Genomic DNA, 19781 nt, shown 5'->3' on the forward strand with positions numbered 1-19781 from the left:
TGAAATGAGATTCGTTTTAGTTTAAAGATCGTACTGTTTTATTTTGCGATAAAGTGTTCGTTCAGAAATACCTAATTCTGTTGCTGCAGCCTTTCTTTTTCCGCGGTTACGTTCTAAAGATTTTTTGATTAATTCTACTTCCTTCTCTTGTAAAGATAGGGTTTCTTCTTCTTGAATCTCTTCGGCAAAATGATATTTGTCTTCGTAGGATTCTTGAATTATAGAAGCTTCTTCTTGCTTGGGTTCAGGTAAATGTAAAAGGTTCATCGAAGCATCATCTTGCGTATCGTGTTCTATATCGGCATCTTCTTCATCATCATTACCGTAAATTTTACGAATCAGGTTTTCGTTGTCTTTTTGAACCTTTTCAGAATCGTTGTTCTTTAAAAGCTCCATGGTCAACTTTTTAAGGTCGTTGAGGTCGCCTTTCATATCGAAAAGTACTTTGTACAGTATTTCTCTTTCATTGCTAAAGTCGCTTTCAGATTTAGTATTGGAGACTACTGCAGGTAGATTGCTTGTATTGTTATGCGGCAGGTAACCGTTTAAAGTGGCAGCGGTAATAGCTCTATTTTCTTCTAAGACCGATACCTGTTCTGCGATATTCCTTAGCTGGCGAATATTACCAGGCCATCTGTATTTTGTCAATAATGATACGGCATGGTCATCTAGTCTAATGGTAGGCATTTTGTACTTCTGACTAAAATCGGATGCAAATTTTCGGAACAATAAATGAATATCACCTTGACGTTCGCGTAATGGCGGAATGTTAATTTCTACAGTGCTTAAACGATAGTATAAATCTTCGCGAAAACGCTCTTTTTTAATCGCTTCGAACATATTTACATTCGTAGCCGCAACAATACGTACATCTGTTTTTTGCACTTGTGATGAGCCTACTTTTAAAAACTCACCATTTTCAAGTACACGTAATAATCTTACTTGGGTAGTTAATGGTAGTTCACCAACTTCATCTAAAAATATGGTACCCCCATCCGCTACTTCAAAATAGCCGCTTCTTGTTTGTGTAGCCCCGGTAAATGCCCCTTTTTCATGTCCGAAAAGTTCACTGTCAATAGTACCTTCTGGTATGGCGCCACAGTTTACGGCGATATATTTTGCGTGTTTTCTATGGGAAAGTGAATGAATGATTTTTGGAATAGATTCCTTTCCTACACCACTTTCACCTGTAACCAGAACGGAAATGTCAGTTGCGGCAACTTGCATTGCTTTTTCAAGAGCACGGTTAAGTTTTGGGTCTTGCCCAATTATTTCAAAACGTTGTTTTATGCTTTGTATACTTTCCATATAAAAATGGCTACTATAAAATTAGTTATTGTCAGAATACCCAACTGCAACACCTTTTAAAGTGGCAGAAGTGCAATCGTTAATTTGTACGTTTACAAAGTCGCCCACCTTGTAATTCTCTTTCGGAAAGACCACAACGGTACTTTGGCTATTTCTTCCCATCCATTCCTGTTCAGATTTTTTAGAGGTTCCTTCAATTAAAACCTCTTGTATTTTACCAACATGTTTTTCGGTTCTGTATTGACAGTGGCTTCTCTGTAAGGCAATAATTTCAGAAAGGCGTCTCTTTTTTGTAGCCTCTGGCACATCATCTTCCATTTTTCTACCGGCCATAGTGCCCGGTCTTTCAGAATATGCATACATATAACCGAAATCGTATTTTACGTATTCCAATGCTCTTAACGTGGCAGCATGATCTTCTTCGGTTTCCGTAGGGAAACCTGTAATAATATCTTGAGAAATAGAGCAGCCAGGTAGAATTTTTCTAATTTCATCTGTTAGTTCAAAATACTCTTCAATAGTATGTAGCCGATTCATTTCCTTTAAAATACGATTACTACCGCTTTGTACAGGTAAATGAATATGATTACAAATGTTTTTATGCTTGGCCATGGTTCTGATGACGTCCAAGGTCATGTCTTGCGGGTTGGATGTAGAGAACCGAATGCGCATTTTAGGGTTTGCCAATGCTACCATTTCCAATAATTTAGAAAAGTTGGTGGCAGTTGCTTTTTGCATATCCGTAGCATTCACGAAATTTTTCTTAAGTCCGCCGCCATACCATAAGTAGCTGTCTACATTCTGACCTAGAAGTGTAATTTCTTTAAATCCTTTTTCAGAAAGTTCGCTGATCTCTGCTAAAATAGAATGTGGGTCTCTGCTACGTTCGCGACCTCTCGTGAACGGAACTACGCAAAAAGTACACATATTATCACAACCTCTGGTGATAGATACAAAAGCTGTTACTCCGTTCGTATTTAATCTGACGGGAGCTATATCGCCATAAGTTTCATCTTTAGAAAGAATAACGTTTACGGCATCTCTACCAGAATCAACTTCTTTGATCAAATTAGGTAAATCTTTATAGGCGTCTGGCCCAACGACCATATCCACTATTTTTTCCTCATCTAAAAGCTTGTCTTTCAGGCGTTCTGCCATACAGCCAAGAACTCCAACTTTTAAATGTGGTCTAGATTTTTTTACCTTATTATATTCGGTTAATCTTTTACGAATGGTCTGCTCTGCTTTATCTCTTATAGAACACGTGTTTACAAGTACTAAATCTGCATCTTCTAACGTTTGGGTGGTATTAAAACCCTCGGTCGCTAAGATAGATGCAACAATTTCACTATCGGCAAAGTTCATGGCGCAACCATAACTCTCAATGTAAAGATTACGCTTGTTCATTTCTTTTCCTTCTACTACCAAAGTTGTGCCCTGCACATTTTCGTCTATGGTTTTCTCCATTTTTGTAATACGTTGCAATAAAATATTTTGGATGGCAAAGATACTATTATAATCAAAAATATGACAAGATGACATGATTATTTAGGGTTTGTTTATGCTTTACACTTTAAAATTATTTAGTTTTATCACCAATTATAACCACCAACACATATGAATTTAGAAAACTTGACACAGCAGATTAAAACCAAGCCAGATTTAGAATTTGGAACCATATTCAGTAGGTCTATTGAGCTTTTTAAAAAAGTCTGGTTGCAGGGGTTCATTATCTTGCTTTTGACCTTCGTTGTAATATTGCCCTTTTATATTATTCTGTATATACCTATGATCGCTTTGGGTATAACTGATCCAGAGTCGCTTCAGCATGATGCTTTACCACCAATGGCTGCTATTGCGATGGCAATTCTTGCGCCTGTGTTTGCAATTGGTGTAACTACTTTTGCCTTGGCTTTGAACGCGGCATTTCTGAAGATATGTAGAGAAAAAGATCTAGGTGAAGAATCTAGTGATGACTACTTTTTTTTCTTTAAAGAAGGGCGTTTAGGTAAGGTGTTCATACTTGCGCTATACACTTTTGGGCTGTCGATTGCTGGGGCACTTGCCTGCGGTGTGGGTATGTTCTATGTAATGGTTCCAGTTTCATTGATACCTGCTTTTTTGGCGTTTTCAAATCATTTATCTCCTTTAGAAATGGTGAAGGCAAGTTTTACTTTAGGCAATAAAAACTGGCTGGTTATATTTGGTTTGGTGATTGTTTCTGCACTTGTGGCGCAACTGGGCTTTATTCTGTGTTGTGTAGGAGTATTGTTTACTGCAATGTTAGGTAAGGTGCCAACGTATTATATGTATAAAGATGGTGTAGGTTTCAACGAGGTAGAAGCTAATTCAAACTTATTGTAACGCAACTATTACAGGTTTCTTCATCTAATTGTTGCAACCAGTTAATTTATAGACCATGAAGAATTTTCTTTTTCTTGTTTGTGCCATAGTTTTATCTGTATTTGTTTCTTGTGATGATGATGGACCTTATGAAGATTACCAAGTGGCAAGACCCATTTTGCAAGATGCAATTACTTTTAAGGCAGAAGCTGTTTCGGTTACTGAGCCGGTACCAATTGTATCATCAGGTAAAATATATGCCTACGGTAATTATATTTTTGTCAATGATGTGAATAAGGGTTTTCATGTAATCGATAATCAAAATCCTTCATCACCGGAAAGCATTGCATTTATCAAGCTAGAAGGTAATAATGATATTTCTATTAAAGATGATAAGATATATGCCGATAGTTATGGCGACTTGGTCATTTTTGATATTTCGGATATTACTAATATTACCATTCAAAGTAGAATTGCCAATGCTATATATAATAATGAAGTATGGCTTTCGAATATAGAATATCCTCAAGCAGATTTTTATGAATATGGAGATATTGATTACGATAGGCATATTGTAATTGGTTGGGAGGTTTTGACCGAAAGAAGACCGGTAGAGGAGTATGAATCTAGGTATAATTGTGATGGTTGTGTGGTAGATTCTCTTGAAAGTTCTAATGATACTCCGCAGCCAAGTACAGGTCAAGGTGGTTCTTTAGCACGATTTAAAATTATTGGAGATTATCTTTATGTTGTTGATTATAACGATATCAATATTTTCGACATTACAGATGTTGAAAATGTACAGGTATTGGATGATGTGCAAGTTGCCTGGGATATTGAAACTATTTACAGTCAAGGAGATATTTTATTTATAGGAGGATCTCAAGGCATGTATATTTATGGGATAGAGAATCCTGAAAAACCAGAATTCATCTCAGAGTTTAGACATGGTACGGCTTGTGATCCTGTCGTTGTTGATGGTGATTACGCGTATGTAACTTTAAAAGGAGGTAATTTCTGTGGTAGTACGGAAAGTGGACTTTATGTAGTTGATATATCTAATCTTGCAAATCCTGAATTAAAGGTGATTTATCCTATGGATGGTCCTAACGGATTAGGTATTAAAGAAAATACCCTTTTTGTGTGCGACGGAGATTCGGGCTTAAAAGTCTATGACAAAACAGATGCGCCAAATGTCACTTTGATAAATACTTTTGAAGATATTGTAGCTTACGATGTAATACCATTGGCTTCTTCTTTGTTAATGATAGGTGATCAAACATTATATCAATATGAATATGTAGATAATGATATTAGATTGTTAAGTACATTTCAATTGTAAAATTATTATTAGGTTAAAAAAAGGGAAGCTAGTTTAGCTTCCCTTTTTTTATTTGAGCGCCTAATTAGTTTATGTCTTGTGATATAGCGGCTAGAATAAGCATTAATTTCATGATTTAATAGGCTAAACTCTGTTGAAATATGGGGAAAAATAAATTCTTGAAATTCCAAAGTTTAATTTTTAGTATACATTTGTAAGTATAAACAAGGTTGATGGCGAAAAATTTAGTAATTGTTGAGTCTCCTGCAAAGGCCAAAACTATAGAGAAGTTTTTGGGAAAAGATTATAAGGTAGAATCGAGCTTTGGTCACATTGCAGATTTACCTTCAAAGGAGTTGGGAGTAGATGTTGAAGGCGATTTTACACCGAAATATATAGTTGATAAAGACAAGCAAGCTTTAGTGAAAAAGCTTAAGAGTCTGGCGGATAAAGCAGAAACTATATGGCTCGCGAGTGATGAGGATCGCGAGGGAGAGGCTATTTCTTGGCACTTGGCAGAAGAGCTAGGTTTAGACAAGAAGAAGACAAAACGTATTGTTTTTAACTCAGTTACAAAAGCAGCTATTCAAAAAGCGATTGAGAACCCAAGGGAAATCAATTTCAACCTTGTAAATGCACAACAGGCTAGACGAGTATTAGACCGTTTGGTTGGTTATCAACTATCACCCGTACTTTGGAAAAAAATTAAGCCGGGTCTTTCAGCCGGTCGTGTTCAGTCGGTAGCCGTAAGGTTAATCGTTGAGCGAGAAAGAGATATTGAAGGTTTTGAGCCACAAGCATCGTTTAAGATTGCAGCAGAGTTTCAAACTGAAGCAGGTAGTGTATTTTCGGCAAAACTGAACAAAACGTTCGCTACCGAAGAAGATGCAAAGGCATTTTTAGAGAAAAACAAAGCAGCTGATTTTTCAGTAAGTAAATTAGATAAAAAACCGGCTAAGAAATCGCCATCTGCGCCGTTTACCACTTCTACATTACAGCAAGAAGCATCAAGAAAATTATATTTTTCTGTAGGTAGAACCATGCAGGTAGCCCAACGTTTGTATGAAGCGGGTTTAATAACCTACATGAGAACGGATAGTGTTAATCTTTCTAACGAAGCATTGGCATCTGCCAAAGAGGCTATTGAAAAAAACTACGGAAAAGAGTATAGCGAAACAAGAAACTTTAAAGGGAAGTCTAAAGGAGCTCAAGAAGCACACGAAGCCATTAGACCTACGGATATGGGGAATCAATCTCCTTCGTTGGAGCGTGATCAATCTAAATTATATGATTTAATATGGAAACGTACCGTTGCATCTCAAATGAGCGATGCGCAATTGGAACGTACCAATGTTAGAATAAAGGCCAACAAACATACAGAAGAGTTCACAGCAAACGGAGAGGTAATTAAGTTTGATGGTTTCTTGAAAGTTTACATGGAAGGTGTAGATGATGAAGATGTTGCTGAAGAACAAGAAGGTATGCTGCCGGCAATGAAGCAAGGTGAGCGTTTATTGAACAACTTTATTTCAGCGACAGAACGTTTTACAAGAGCGCCATATAGATTTACGGAAGCATCTTTGGTTAAGAAGTTAGAAGAGTTGGGTATAGGTAGACCGTCTACATATGCGCCTACAATATCTACTATTCTTAATAGAGGTTATGTAGAAAAAGGTACTATAGAAGGTAAAGAACGTAAATATCAACAATTGATATTGTCGTCAGATGTGATAGAAACTAAGAACCTAACCGAAAATGTAGGTTCTGATAAAGGTAAAATGGTGCCTACGGATATTGGTATTATCGTTACCGATTTCTTGGTAAGTAATTTTGCGAATATATTAGATTACAATTTTACCGCACAGGTAGAAGAAGATTTTGATGAAATTGCTTCCGGTGATGAAGATTGGAAGAAAATGATGAAAGAATTCTACAAAGATTTTCATCCTAATGTAGTAGATGTAGAAGAAAATGCAGACCGTGCCAGCGGAGAAAGAATATTGGGTAAAGACCCAAAAAGTGGAAAACAAGTATCTGTACGTTTAGGTAGATTTGGACCAATGGTGCAAATAGGTACTGTTGATGATGAAGAGAAGCCAACATTCGCAAGTTTATTACCAGAGCAATCTTTAAACACCATTTCTTATGAAGAGGCAATGGATCTTTTTAAACTACCTAGAAAATTAGGGGTTTATGAGGGTGAAGAAGTATTGGCCAACGTAGGTAGATTTGGACCTTATGTGAAATTTGGTGAGAAATTTATTTCTATGGATAAAGGCGAGAGTGCCTTTGAAATAGAGATGGATAGAGCTATAGAACTTATTGTTGCTAAGCAGAAGGCCGATGCACCAATTGCTATGTACGAAGATTTAGAAGTTACAAAAGGTACGGGTAGATTTGGGCCGTTCATTAAATGGAACGGTATGTTTATTAACGTAAACAAAAAGTACGATTTTGATAACTTATCTAATGATGACATTATAGAGCTAATCGAAATCAAAAAACAAAAAGAGATCGATAAGGTCATTCATAACTGGGAAGAAGAAGGCATTCGTATAGAAAAAGCGAGATGGGGCCGTCATAATGTTATAAAAGGCAAGATCAAGGTGGAGTTAGCAAAAACTGTCGATGTGGTTAATATGTCTTTAGAAGAGGCTCAAAAGTTGATCGAGGCGAAGACTCCAAAGAAAAAAGCTCCAAAGAAAAAGGCAAAAGCTAAACCTAAAACGAAAAAGTAATTTAATTTTAGGTCAAAAGATTAGTATAGTATTTTTATGATTCCTAAAAACCTTTAATAAATGGCCTTTGATTTTCTAGTTCCGGTATCGGATAAAGTTTTAGCTCATAATGAGTTGTTACCTAGTCAGGCTATTGGTAAAAACACCTACATACATACAGAACAAGATGGTTTGCCGGTTTTGGCAAATGCTACCGTAGCAATTGTAGGGGTAAGGGAGTCTAGAAATGCCTACGAGAAGAAACATGAAAAGTTAGATGTTTCTGCAATAAGATTACAATTCTACAAACTTCTAATAGGGAACTGGAATGCTACCATAGTAGATTTAGGAGATATAGAAGAAGGCGCTACCGTGAATGACACTTATTTTGTGGTCAAAGAAGTCGTGGCCGGCTTGTTGGAAGAAGATATCATACCTATAATTTTAGGGGCAACACAAGATATTACGTATCCTGCTTACCGAGCTTTTGATGGTATTAGAGATATGATCAATCTGGTTGCAATAGATAGTAGGTTTGATTTTGGAATAGAAGATGAGCTCATTTCATCACATTCTTATATGAGTAAAATCATAACCGATAAGCCAAATAATCTATTCAATTTCTCAAATATCGGGTATCAGAGTTATTTTAATGCCCAAGAAGAAATAGATTTAATGGAGCGTTTATTTTTTGACGCCTATAGACTTGGTGAAGTTGCAAATGATATTTCTTTGGCAGAACCGGTACTAAGAAATGCGCATATGGTAAGTTTAGACTTACGATCTGTAAAAGCAAGTGAAATTTCTTTGTCCGCTAATTTCTCACCTAACGGATTTAATGGAAGAGAGATCTGTGCTATTTCTAGATATGCCGGTATTAGTGATAAAGTATCTGTATTCGGCTTGTATGAAATGGAGAACACCGTACAGTCTCAACAGCTAATAGCTCAGATAATATGGTACTTTATAGAAGGTATCAATTTTAGAATCAAAGAATCTCCGTACACCAAAACAGATGACTTTGTAAAGTACAATGTACCTAGCGAAGATGAAGAATTGGTATTCTACAAAAGTTTATTAACAGAAAGATGGTGGACAGAAGTCCCATCTATTTTCACTTCACATACTAAAGGCCATACACCTGCGTTATTACCTTGCACCGAGAAGGATTATTTAGATGCATGTAATCAACAAATTCCTGAAAGGTGGTTTAAGGCCTACAAGAAAGGCTTTAATTAACATTATTTTTTTTAAAGCATAAAAAGACTTTAATACAATATTTTATATAAAACCTAGTTTTAGTTGATAGAATAAATTATTGTATTCTGAGTTTAACCATAATCGAAATTTAACCTAAAGTATGAAGAAGCTATTGTTATCCTCTATAGCGTTTGTTTTTTTACTCACAAGTTGTGGGTCTAAACAGAAAGGTGAGCTAACTGGAGTCCAGGGAAAAAAATGGTATCCGGAAAAACCATATGGAATGGAACTTATCCCAAGGGGTTCTTTCATAATGGGTAAGAGTGAAGAAGACCAAGGAAAATTATTGAATGCACCGACTAAGACAGTTACGGTACGTTCTTTTTACATGGATGATACCGAAATCACGAACAGTGAGTATCGTCAGTTTGTAGAATGGGTAAAAGATTCTATCGTTAGAACCAAACTGGCCATTTTAGCTGATGAATTAGGTATAGGTCCAGAAGAAGGCGGTATTGGTGACTATGCTTTTAAAGATGCAGATACTACAAGAGCATCTGTATACGATAAGTATATGTTGGATAATTACTCAGGTATGGGTGAGACGGGATACGAAGGTAGAGCGTTAAGCAAAGATGAGGAATTAGTTTGGAACACATCAGATTACCCAGATGAGTATTATACCGAAATAATGGATTCTATCTATCTTTCTGAAGAAGAGTCTTATAATGGTCAACGTACAATTGATGTTAAGACATTAAAGTATAAATATAGCTGGATGGATATTGAGGCAGCTGCTCGTGCTTCTGTAAAAGGGAACAATAGTCGTAAAGACTTTATCCGAACAGAAGAAGTTGAGATATACCCAGATACAACGGTTTGGATCAGAGATTTCTCTTATTCTTACAATGAACCAATGCATAACGATTATTTCTGGCATGATGCATATAGCGAGTATCCTGTAGTAGGTATCAGCTGGCAACAAGCAAAAGCATTCTGTAACTGGAGAACGAAGTTTAAAAACGATGACAACAAGAGTCGTGGTAGACAGTTCGTTAATCAATTTAGATTACCGACGGAAGCTGAATGGGAATATGCTGCAAGAGGTGGTATCGAAGGTGGTACGTACCCATGGGGTGGACCATATGTAATCAGTGATACTGGTTGTTTTATGGCAAACTTTAAGCCACAACGTGGAGATTATGCTGCAGATGCTGCTTTATATACGGTAGAAGCGAAATCTTACGAGCCTAACGACTTTAATATGTACAACATGGCCGGTAATGTTTCTGAGTGGACAAACTCAAGTTACGATCCCAGTGCATATGATTATGTATCAACAATGAACCCTAACGGAGGTGATCAATCTAATACAAGAAAAGTTATTAGAGGTGGTTCTTGGAAAGATGTAGCTTACTTCTTACAAGTAAGTACAAGAGATTACGAATACGCAGATTCAGCTCGTAGTTACATCGGTTTCAGAACAGTACAAGATTATATGGGTGAGGAAGATTCCACACAATAAATAATAATATTAACAGTTTTATAATAAATTCAAATTCATTTTTTTAACCAAATCTTTATTTTTTAAACCTTAAAATTAAATTAAACATGGCACAGTCAAAATCCACAAAAAAATTATTTAACATGGCCTACGGGCTTGGGGCATCAGTCGTAATTATTGGTGCATTATTTAAAATTCTTCACTGGGAGTTAGGACCATTAAATGGTGGTATTCTTTTAGCGATAGGTCTTATTACAGAAGCATTAATTTTCGCGATCAGTGCATTCGAACCAGTAGATGACGATTTAGATTGGGCATTAGTATACCCAGAATTAGCTGGTGGTGAAAGCAAAGCGCCTAAGAAAGCACAAGCTGCAACAGAAGTAAAAGAAGCTGAGGCATCTTTATCTAAGAAATTAGATGATTTATTGAAAGAAGCTGGTGTAGATGCAAGTCTTATGGAAAGCTTAGGTTCAAGCATTAAAAACTTTGAAGGTGCTGCTAAAGGTATCGCTCCAACAGTTGATGCAATGGAATCTACTAAGAAATATTCTAGTGAAATGGTTCAGGCTGCTTCTCAAATGGAGTCATTGAACAGTCTTTATAAAGTACAATTAGAAAGTGCTAGCAAGCAAGCTTCAGTTAATGAAGAAGTTGTTCAAAATGCAAGTGCACTTAAAGATCAAATGGCATCTTTGTCTACAAACCTTTCTTCATTGAATGGTGTATATGGTGGTATGTTATCTGCAATGAGCAAAAACTAGTTTGGATTTTTACCAACCCGAATCAATTATTAATAAAAATCTAAATTAAAAATCCATGGCAGGAGGAAAACAATCACCACGTCAGAAGATGGTCAACTTAATGTATTTGATCTTCATCGCAATGTTGGCGTTAAACATGAGTAAAGAAGTATTGGCCGCATTCGGTATAATGAATGAAAAGCTAGAGACTTCTAACGAAAAGACAACTGCAAGTAACGATGCGTTCTTGGAAAGTCTTGGAACTAAAGCATCTGAAGATGCTGCAAAGTACGATAAGTTATATAAAAATGCTCAGCAGATCAAAGCAATGTCTCAAGAGTATTATGATTACTTAGAAGGACTAAAAACAGGTATGATGGAAGGGATCGAAGATCCTAAAGATTATGCTCGTATGGATATGTCTGATTACTTAGATCAGAAATTATTTCAAGGTGAAACTTTATCTGAAGACGGTAAAAAGTTCATGAGTAACCTAACAGGTTATAGAGATCAAGTTGCTGCTATAGTACCAGCTGCTTTAAAGCAATCTGTTATCGATCGTTTCCAAACAGGAGATGAAAACGGTAAAGTTGAAAAAAGAGACGGTACTAAGCAAGATTGGATCAACTATCACTACGAAGGGTATCCTTTAGTAGCATCTTTGGCAAAATTAACTCAGTTACAAGCTGATGTTAAGATAACTGAAGAGGCAGCTTTGAAATCTATGTTGGCAGGCGAGTTAACAGAACAAGTTTCTTTAAAGAACTTTGCTACATCTCTTTTAGCTTCTAAATCTGCATACTATGCAGGTGAGAAGTATGATGGTAAAATCATTATCAGCAAAACTGATAACTCTTCTACTCCGGTAAGAGCTGAGTTAACGTTAGATGGTAGAAAATTATCTGAAGGTTCTGATTATAAATTAGAAGCTGGTGGTGTTAAAATGTTGATTGGTTCTGGTTCTGCTGGTGATCATGAAGTAAAAGGTACTATCTACTTTAAGCAAGACGGTGAAGAAATTCCTGTTGAGGTTAAAAATTCTTTCGCAACAATATCTAAGCCTAATGCTGCTTTGATCGCTGCCGATAAAATGAATGTAGTATATAGAGGTGTTGCTAACCCAATGTCTATCTCTATACCAGGTATACCAAATAACAAAGTAAGAGCAAATGCTCCAGGTCTTAGAGCTGTTAGCGGTAGTAAATATGTTATGACTCCTGGTAAAGGAAGAAACGTAACTATTACAGCTTCAGGAACTTTGCCAGATGGTCAGTCTGTATCTTCTAAATCTGAATTCAGAATTAAAGATATTCCAAGACCAGAAGGTAGTGTAAGTAGACAAACAGGTAGTATCAAACTTCCTAAGAGAAATGTTGAGATCGCTACTATCGGTGCTGGTTTGGAAGATTTTGATTTTGACTTGAACCTTGCGGTTAGCGGTTTCAAATTCAAAGTACCAGGTCAACCAACGGTTTCTGTAAGAGGAAACAAAATGAATGCTAAGGCTAAACAAGCTTTAGGTCGTGCTAAAAGAGGAGATATCGTTCAAATATTCGATATTGAAGCTTATATCACAAATAACAAGAGTTACAAGTTGAAGAAAGTATCTCCAGTAGTTGTGGAGATTACAAACTAAATAAATAGAATGATACCGGGTAAGCCCATTGGTCTTGCCCGGTTAATTTTAAAGTGAAGCAAACATGAATTGGAAAAATGTTTTAGTAATGGGAGTGGTAACTATGTTACCTTTATCTATGATGGCCCAAGCAAACGTATTGAATGCAAAAAAACCAGATGAGGTTGGTGTTCGTACAGAAGCTCAAAAAGCTGTAGATAATGATGCTCCGTTAGAATACGGGTACGTAGATGACAGGGATATACTTTGGTCTAAAACCCTATGGGAAACCATTGATTTAGATGAGAGAGTTAATTTCCCATTATATTACCCAACAGATACTATGGATATCGGACCGGATAGAAGGTCTTTATACCATGTACTGGTTAAAAATTTAAAAAGTGGAAAATTAGATACTTATACAGATTCTTATTTTACACAAAAAAGGACTTTCAATGATTTAAAAGATGCCTTGCAAATGGTTGATACCTTAGATTATGGGTATGAGCAAATGAATGCAGGTGAAGCTGTTTCTGAAGAATATATTACTCGTAGAACTATTTCTGCAGCAGATATTGAAGAGTATCATATTAAAGGAATATGGTATTTTGATAAGAGACAGGGAGAATTGAAATACCGTCTTTTAGGTATTGCACCTGTTGCACCAGATGTTAACTTTATGGATGATGATAATCCTGATATGGTTGAATTATTTTGGGTATGGTATCCAGATGCACGAGAAATGTTACATGAGGCAAAAGTCTTTAATCAACAAAATTCAGCACAGCCTATCTCTTTTGACATGCTGTTAAATGCAAGAAGATTCGATGCTGTTATCTATAAAGAAGATAACGTACAAGGCGATAGAAATATTGACGACTATATTTCAGATAATGCTTTGTTCCAATTATTGGAAGCGAAAAGAATCAAAGAAACAATTAGAGATAAGGAACAAGACATGTGGGCTTACTAAGAGCTTACTTAAAATCCAATTCACATAAGAAAGACCCGATCGAAAGATCGGGTCTTTTGTTTTATGCAATTGTCATTACATTTGTACTATGGTAGATTTTATAGTGGTAGGGTTAGGTTTGGCGGGTACCGCATTTTGTGAAAACTTGCGTAAAAACGATAAGACTTTCATTGTTTTTAATGACCGATCGCAAACATCGTCTCGTGTTGCCGGTGGTTTATATAATCCTGTAATCTTAAAGCGATTTACCCTTTCTTGGAGGGCAGATGAGCAATTACCTGTAGCTACCAAGTTTTATACCGAATTAGAACAGTTTTTAAAAGTGTCGTTTGATGAAAAGCTCAATGTATTACGCAAATTTGCCTCAATAGAAGAGCAGAATCTGTGGTTTGAGGCAGCTGACAAAGAAAAGTTGAAGGCGTATTTAGATACTAAACTGGTAAATAACGAGAACGCTCTACTGAAAATTCCTTTTCAATTCGGGAAAGTACTGGAAACTGGTAGGTTGAATACTAAGTTTCTCTTTGATAGCTATGAAAGCTGGTTACGAAAAGAAAATAGATTATTGACCGGTACCTTCAATTATGACGAGTTAGATATTGAACAAGATGTTGTGATCTATAAAGATATCAAGGCAAAGAATGTAGTTTTTACTGAGGGTTATGGTATGATGCAAAATCCCTTTTTCAATTATCTGCCAATGCAAGGCTCAAAAGGGGAGTATATCGTTATACGGGCAAAAGGTTTAAACGAATCCAATATTATAAAATCTTCTATTTTTCTAATTCCATTAGGTAATGATTTGTATAAAGTAGGTGCTACATATCATAGAAAAGATAAAGACAATGTAGTAACAAAAGAAGCTAAGAATGAGCTCATAACTAAACTTGAAACACTTCTGGATTGTCCTTATGAGATAGTAGATCATATGGCAGGTATGCGCCCCACGGTAAAAGATAGAAGACCTCTAGTAGGTCAGCATCCCAAGTATAACAACCTGTGGTTGTTAAATGGTTTTGGTTCTCATGGTATTACCATTGCGCCTTGGGCGGCAACATCGCTTTATGACCGTATAGAAAAAGAACTGCCTTTATCGAAAGAAATGGATATTGCCCGTTTTGCACCAAATTAAGAGTTCTTGAAAGCTGCTTTTGCCTGTGGGTCATATTTCACGAACATATTGATCCATATATTACGAGATAACCTCATGATAATAGGCATAAAAACAACTAAAGTTGCGATTATGGCTATAAAAGTCTCTATTAGGTCGGCACCTAAAAATAAATTGGCAATGACAAAGGCGGCTACGGCAAAGGCAATACCTACTCCATAACTCACATACATGGCGCCATAAAAGAAAGATGGTTCAATTTTATATTTTAAATCGCAGTGGCTACATCTTTCGTGCATTTTAAAGATTTTGCCCATATGGTATGGGTTTTTATCCAAATACATGCTTTCTTCGTGACATCTAGGGCAACTTCCTGTTAAAATACTGTAGAGTTTGTATCCTTTTTTTAACATTTGCAAAACTTTATACTAAGGTACGATTTTATGATATTTTAAATATCAAAATTCTAGTGTAAGAAAGATAATTTAGCTTAAAGATAATCGGTAATTATTGTATCGGGTTTTAAGTAAAAAAGAAGAATTAGAATTTATGTTAAACGTTCACAACCTATCGGTCTCATTTGGAGGCGAATATCTATTTGAAGAAATTTCATTTCGCTTAAACGGAGGTAACAGAGTAGGATTAGTAGGTAAAAACGGGGCGGGAAAATCTACGTTATTAAAATTATTGAATAAGGATATGCCTTTGGATACCGGAGTAATTGCGGTAGAAAAAGATATTAAAATAGGTTTTCTTAGACAAGATATAGATTTCGTAGAAGGGCGATCGGTCTTAGAAGAGGCTTATCAAGCTTTTGAGGAGATTAAGGCTTTGGAATTAAAACTAGATGAAATTAATCATCAGTTGGCAGAACGAACCGATTATGAGTCAGATTCATATAGTCAGCTTATCGTAGACCTGAGTGATATTACCCACCACTATGAAATTTTAGGTGGTTATAATTATCAGGGCGAAACAGAAAAGATATTACAAGGATTAGGTTTTAAAAGAGAAGACTTTGATAAAAAGACAGAAACCTTTTCAGGTGGTTGGCGAATGCGTATAGAACTTGCAAAATTATTATTGCAGACAAATGACGTATTGCTGCTAGATGAGCCTACCAACCACTTGGATATTGAATCAATTATATGGTTTGAACAATTTTTGAACAATTATACCGGTGGGGTAGTCATTGTATCTCACGATAAAATGTTTTTAGACAATGTTACCAATAGAACCATTGAAATTTCTTTAGGGCGTATTTATGATTATAACAAACCCTACACAGAGTATTTGGTGCTAAGAAATGAAATAAAACAGCAGCAGGTAAATGCCCAAAAGAATCAAGAAAAAGAAATTCAACAAGCCGAGCGCTTAATTGAGAAATTTAGGGCGAAGTCTACAAAAGCATCAATGGCGCAGTCCTTGATCAAGAAATTAGATAAAATAGAACGCATAGAGGTAGATGAAGATGACAATAGTGTCATGAGTCTTCGTTTTCCTATTTCGGTTACACCAGGTAAGGTAGTAGTAGAAATAGAGGAGCTCTCAAAAGCATATGGAGATAATTTGGTGTTAAACGACATTAACCTCCTTATTGAGAGAGATAGCAAAACAGCTTTTGTTGGTCAAAACGGACAAGGTAAATCTACTTTGGCTAAAATTATTGTTGGTGAACTGGAGCACGATGGTTATCTAAAACTGGGGCATAATGTACAGATAGGATATTTTGCACAGAATCAGGCAGAGTACTTAGATGGTAACAAGACCATTTTAGATACCATGATCGATGCGGCAAATGAAAAGAATAGAAGTAAGGTAAGAGATATTCTAGGTTCGTTTTTGTTTAGGGGAGATGAAGTAGATAAGTATGTAAAAGTGCTTTCAGGTGGTGAGCGTAACCGTTTGGCACTGGCTAAAATGCTGCTGCAGCCTTTTAATGTACTTGTTATGGATGAACCTACCAACCATTTGGATATTAAATCTAAAAACGTGCTTAAGCAGGCATGTTTAAATTTTGAAGGTACATTGATATTGGTTTCTCACGATCGAGATTTTTTACAGGGCTTGACCAATAAGGTCTATGAATTCAAGGATCAGAAGATCAGGGAATACCTCGGTGATGTAGATTACTATTTAGAGCAGAGAAAAGTAGAAGATTTTAGGGCTATTGAAAAAAAGCAGGCAGTAACTGTAAAAAAAGAGAAGCCTAAAACCACAAACTCTTTTAAAGATCAAAAGAAACTAAAAAGTCTAAAGAACCAATTAAGCTCGGTAGAAAGTAAAATTAGTACTCTTGAAAAAGAAATTAAGGAAATAGATCATAACCTATCTGTAGACTACGATGCAACTATAGCCAAGCCTAATTTCTTTGACACTTATCAAGCTAAAAAGAAGAAGCTCGAAACATTGATGGAAAATTGGGAAACCCTTACAATAGACATTGATAATTTAGAATAAGTAATAATTGTCTTACATACTGTTTTTGCGATTTCACAACACTTTTATATAGTTTCACAACAAACAGGGGTCAGTCAACGATAAAATTTCCATTTTCAGCGTTATTAATTCAAATTTGTAAGAGAATTCTTAGTGTAAGAATTTTCAAACCACCATATTTATGAAAAAACTATACTATTTAAGTTTCAGCCTTTTATTTTTAACAACAGTTTGTTTCGCAGAAGTATCCAAGAAAGAGAGAAAAGCTTTAATTGATATTTATGAGACAACAAACGGTGCTCATTGGGTCAAAAAGTGGGATCTAAAAGCTCCAGTTGCGCAATGGCACGGTGTTACCGTAAAAAATGATCAGGTTGTGGCGATTAACTTGTTCCATAATAATTTAATGGGGTCAATTTCCCCACAAATAGGGGCGTTAGAAAATTTAGAGGTGCTTAATCTTGCCTTTAACTCCTTAACAGGTTCTGTTCCGGCAGAAATAACGAAGTTGTCCAATTTAAAAGTATTGAAACTTGAAATGAATAGACTCAATGGAGAAATTCCAGAAGGTATAGGTAATCTATTGAAATTAGAAGAATTTTCGGCTTTCAATAATTTTTTGACAGGTAGAATACCAGCTACATTGGGTAACTTGGTAGACTTGAAAGTATTAAATCTTTCTAGTAACGAGTTTTATGGGGATATACCTGGTTCATTAGGTGCATTATCTCAATTAGAAACATTAGGTCTTTTTGAAAATAGATTAGAAGGTGCGATACCAAGAGATATGGGTAAGTTAAGTAACCTGAAAGAGTTGGTGTTGGCCAATAATAGATTAATAGGTGAAATACCCAATGAGTTCGCAGATTTGGCAAGCTTGGAAGTATTTCAAATTCAGAATAACAATTTTAGCTCTTTCAAAGCTTTAGAATTTTTGGAAACGAAAGAGTATTTGGTGTTCGATTATGATAAAGATGATAAAAAATTAGAGTTCAAAGATATTAACTTCAGTAAAAGCAGAATGGCAGATACGAAGTTCGAAGATATAGAAGAGTAAGAGTAGTTTACACTTTTAGTTAGTTTGGTGAAAGAAAGAGATGTTGAACAGCATCTCTTTCTTGGTTTTGTGCCGAAATGATATCATAAATGTATTTTTTGAACGTTATAATAAAAGTACTTTTTACACTAATTCGTTTTTGATAATGAAATAGTTAAAAAAGTATATGAAAAGTTTCCCCAAACAGTTCAATTTTTTAATTATGAAAAATAAGATAACCTATGCATGCTTAGTATTTGTTTTGACCTGTGGTTTTATGGTTCATGCTCAAATACCTAAATTAGAAAAACAGTACTTATTAGATTTTTACAAGAGCACCAATGGCGAAAATTGGCAGAACACTTGGAATTTACAAGATAACCCTTCAACTTGGCATGGTGTTGAGATTCAAAATGGCCATGTTACGGCTTTAAAGCTATATCGCAATAATCTTACTGGGACTATACCTGACGGAATTGCAAAACTCTCTCATCTAAAATCATTGAACCTTGCGTTTAATGTATTGCAAGGCAAATTGCCAGAAGATATCTTTCAGTTGACAAATTTGACAACTATTCGTTTAGAGATGAATAAACTTACAGGTAATTTACCTCAAGATTATTCAAAAATGAAACAATTGGAAGAGTTGTCGATATTCAACAATTTATTACAAGGACCAATTCCGGATGGTATAGGCGAAATGTCAAACCTAAAATTATTGAATCTTTCAAGTAATTATTTAGAAGGAAGTTTACCCAAATCAATGGAGAAGTTAGGTAAGTTGGAAAGACTTGAACTTTTTGGCAACAAACTAGCAGGAGCAATAGAAGTAGACCTAGGTCGTTTGGTAAACTTAAAAGAATTGATACTTTCTTATAATAGTTTTGAAGGCGATTTGCCAAGTGGTATGGCAACTTTGAGCAATTTAGAATTTGTACAGTTACAGGGTAATGACTTTAGGTCATTAAATTCGCTTCTAAGAATGCAAAGTTCAAAATTAGCGGTTTTTGATAGTGATGATGAATTTCTAAATATGAAGTTCGGTACATCTAAAGCTAGTGAAACACGTATTGTGGATACTAAATTTGAGGATGCAAGACGAAACTAGAGAATATTAAATAGATAAAAAGGGATGCGAAAGCATCCCTTTTTTTATTTTATAATACGGCAAAACACTGTATTTTATGATTACTTTAACCATTAAAGCGCTCCATGCCAGATGTGTTTTTTTGTAGTTTCGCCAATGATTGATCGATTTCCAAAAATTTCAAGTTAAAATCGAATTAAAATACAGAAGCACCTTTAACATTATTTTTGATTGTTTAGGTAGTTGGTAAGTGATTTTAGAAGTTGAATATAATGGTGTTTTAAAGAATAAACTTTATTTAGAAACAACTTTTTTTATCTGAAAAATGAATTCGGATGGTAGCTATATTTGGTCGTTTCAATAATCTGGCATAAACATAGGGCA

At 35.5% G+C, this 19781-nt stretch carries 15 protein-coding genes; 12 read left to right on the plus strand and 3 right to left on the minus strand.

Going from position 1 to position 19781, the window contains the following annotated elements; translation table 11 throughout:
- Positions 1–21 precede the first annotated feature (21 nt).
- Both SJY30_RS16865 and miaB read right to left on the minus strand, forming a co-directional pair.
- The gene (locus SJY30_RS16865) at positions 22–1308 is read right to left on the minus strand and encodes a sigma-54 interaction domain-containing protein (protein ID WP_396633283.1); all 1287 of its coding nucleotides are present in this window, start codon (positions 1306–1308) and stop codon (positions 22–24) included.
- A 21-nt stretch (positions 1309–1329) separates the two neighbouring features.
- Positions 1330–2775: a tRNA (N6-isopentenyl adenosine(37)-C2)-methylthiotransferase MiaB gene (gene miaB, locus SJY30_RS16870; protein ID WP_396635340.1), complete on the minus strand. Its 1446-nt coding sequence runs from the start codon at positions 2773–2775 to the stop codon at positions 1330–1332.
- 150 nt (positions 2776–2925) lie between these two features.
- Between miaB and SJY30_RS16875 the strand changes: the two genes are divergently transcribed.
- The 9 genes from SJY30_RS16875 (at position 2926) to SJY30_RS16915 (ending at position 14856) form a co-directional block, all read left to right on the plus strand.
- Positions 2926–3672, plus strand: a complete 747-nt coding sequence (locus SJY30_RS16875) for a hypothetical protein (protein ID WP_396633284.1) — start codon at positions 2926–2928, stop codon at positions 3670–3672.
- A gap of 55 nt (positions 3673–3727) precedes the next feature.
- Entirely contained in the window at positions 3728–4993 is a 1266-nt protein-coding gene (locus tag SJY30_RS16880; protein WP_396633285.1) for an LVIVD repeat-containing protein, read from the plus strand.
- A gap of 212 nt (positions 4994–5205) precedes the next feature.
- The gene (gene topA / locus SJY30_RS16885; protein WP_396633286.1) at positions 5206–7710 is read left to right on the plus strand and encodes a type I DNA topoisomerase; all 2505 of its coding nucleotides are present in this window, start codon (positions 5206–5208) and stop codon (positions 7708–7710) included.
- A 60-nt stretch (positions 7711–7770) separates the two neighbouring features.
- On the plus strand, positions 7771–8928 hold the full coding sequence (locus SJY30_RS16890; protein ID WP_396633287.1) for a formimidoylglutamase: 1158 nt from the start codon (positions 7771–7773) through the stop codon (positions 8926–8928).
- Positions 8929–9049: 121 nt separating this feature from the next.
- Complete coding sequence (gene gldK / locus SJY30_RS16895; RefSeq protein ID WP_396633288.1) at positions 9050–10414, plus strand: gliding motility lipoprotein GldK; 1365 nt, start codon at positions 9050–9052, stop codon at positions 10412–10414.
- 86 nt (positions 10415–10500) lie between these two features.
- Positions 10501–11157 carry a gliding motility protein GldL gene (gldL, locus tag SJY30_RS16900; protein WP_036156763.1) on the plus strand — a complete coding sequence of 219 codons (657 nt, stop codon included), beginning with the start codon at positions 10501–10503 and terminating at the stop codon, positions 11155–11157.
- Positions 11158–11212: 55 nt separating this feature from the next.
- Entirely contained in the window at positions 11213–12772 is a 1560-nt protein-coding gene (gene gldM, locus SJY30_RS16905; RefSeq protein WP_396633289.1) for a gliding motility protein GldM, read from the plus strand.
- Between the two features lie 64 nt (positions 12773–12836).
- Positions 12837–13724, plus strand: a complete 888-nt coding sequence (gene gldN, locus SJY30_RS16910; protein ID WP_396633290.1) for a gliding motility protein GldN — start codon at positions 12837–12839, stop codon at positions 13722–13724.
- A gap of 88 nt (positions 13725–13812) precedes the next feature.
- Entirely contained in the window at positions 13813–14856 is a 1044-nt protein-coding gene (locus SJY30_RS16915; protein ID WP_396633291.1) for an NAD(P)/FAD-dependent oxidoreductase, read from the plus strand.
- Here SJY30_RS16915 and SJY30_RS16920 read toward each other — a convergent pair.
- Positions 14853–15248, minus strand: coding sequence for a DUF983 domain-containing protein (locus tag SJY30_RS16920; RefSeq protein ID WP_396633292.1), 396 nt, complete (start codon positions 15246–15248; stop codon positions 14853–14855). The two genes, SJY30_RS16915 and SJY30_RS16920, sit on opposite strands and share 4 nt — an antisense overlap.
- 136 nt (positions 15249–15384) lie before the next feature.
- Here SJY30_RS16920 and abc-f point away from each other — a divergent pair, with 136 nt between their 5' ends.
- The 3 genes from abc-f (at position 15385) to SJY30_RS16935 (ending at position 19418) form a co-directional block, all read left to right on the plus strand.
- On the plus strand, positions 15385–17295 hold the full coding sequence (abc-f, locus tag SJY30_RS16925; RefSeq protein ID WP_396633293.1) for a ribosomal protection-like ABC-F family protein: 1911 nt from the start codon (positions 15385–15387) through the stop codon (positions 17293–17295).
- Between the two features lie 160 nt (positions 17296–17455).
- Positions 17456–18331: a hypothetical protein gene (locus tag SJY30_RS16930; protein WP_396633294.1), complete on the plus strand. Its 876-nt coding sequence runs from the start codon at positions 17456–17458 to the stop codon at positions 18329–18331.
- A gap of 202 nt (positions 18332–18533) precedes the next feature.
- Entirely contained in the window at positions 18534–19418 is an 885-nt protein-coding gene (locus SJY30_RS16935) for a hypothetical protein (RefSeq protein ID WP_396633295.1), read from the plus strand.
- Positions 19419–19781: the final 363 nt, after the last annotated feature.

Origin of the sequence: Maribacter sp. R86514 (genome assembly GCF_044597005.1) — a bacterium.
Classification (GTDB): Bacteria; Bacteroidota; Bacteroidia; order Flavobacteriales; family Flavobacteriaceae; genus Maribacter.

Excerpts from the sequence above, each read along its gene's own strand:
- topA (WP_396633286.1), top strand. The coding sequence starts at position 5,206 with ATGGCGAAAAATTTAGTAATTGTTGAGTCTCCTGCAAAGGCCAAAACT.
- gldL (WP_036156763.1), top strand. The coding sequence starts at position 10,501 with ATGGCACAGTCAAAATCCACAAAAAAATTATTTAACATGGCCTACGGG.
- SJY30_RS16920 (WP_396633292.1), bottom strand. The coding sequence starts at position 15,248 with ATGTTAAAAAAAGGATACAAACTCTACAGTATTTTAACAGGAAGTTGC.
- SJY30_RS16880 (WP_396633285.1), top strand. The coding sequence starts at position 3,728 with ATGAAGAATTTTCTTTTTCTTGTTTGTGCCATAGTTTTATCTGTATTT.
- gldM (WP_396633289.1), top strand. The coding sequence starts at position 11,213 with ATGGCAGGAGGAAAACAATCACCACGTCAGAAGATGGTCAACTTAATG.
- SJY30_RS16930 (WP_396633294.1), top strand. The coding sequence starts at position 17,456 with ATGAAAAAACTATACTATTTAAGTTTCAGCCTTTTATTTTTAACAACA.
- SJY30_RS16875 (WP_396633284.1), top strand. The coding sequence starts at position 2,926 with ATGAATTTAGAAAACTTGACACAGCAGATTAAAACCAAGCCAGATTTA.
- gldN (WP_396633290.1), top strand. The coding sequence starts at position 12,837 with ATGAATTGGAAAAATGTTTTAGTAATGGGAGTGGTAACTATGTTACCT.
- SJY30_RS16915 (WP_396633291.1), top strand. The coding sequence starts at position 13,813 with ATGGTAGATTTTATAGTGGTAGGGTTAGGTTTGGCGGGTACCGCATTT.
- SJY30_RS16865 (WP_396633283.1), bottom strand. The coding sequence starts at position 1,308 with ATGGAAAGTATACAAAGCATAAAACAACGTTTTGAAATAATTGGGCAA.
- SJY30_RS16935 (WP_396633295.1), top strand. The coding sequence starts at position 18,534 with ATGAAAAATAAGATAACCTATGCATGCTTAGTATTTGTTTTGACCTGT.
- SJY30_RS16890 (WP_396633287.1), top strand. The coding sequence starts at position 7,771 with ATGGCCTTTGATTTTCTAGTTCCGGTATCGGATAAAGTTTTAGCTCAT.
- abc-f (WP_396633293.1), top strand. The coding sequence starts at position 15,385 with ATGTTAAACGTTCACAACCTATCGGTCTCATTTGGAGGCGAATATCTA.
- miaB (WP_396635340.1), bottom strand. The coding sequence starts at position 2,775 with ATGGAGAAAACCATAGACGAAAATGTGCAGGGCACAACTTTGGTAGTA.
- gldK (WP_396633288.1), top strand. The coding sequence starts at position 9,050 with ATGAAGAAGCTATTGTTATCCTCTATAGCGTTTGTTTTTTTACTCACA.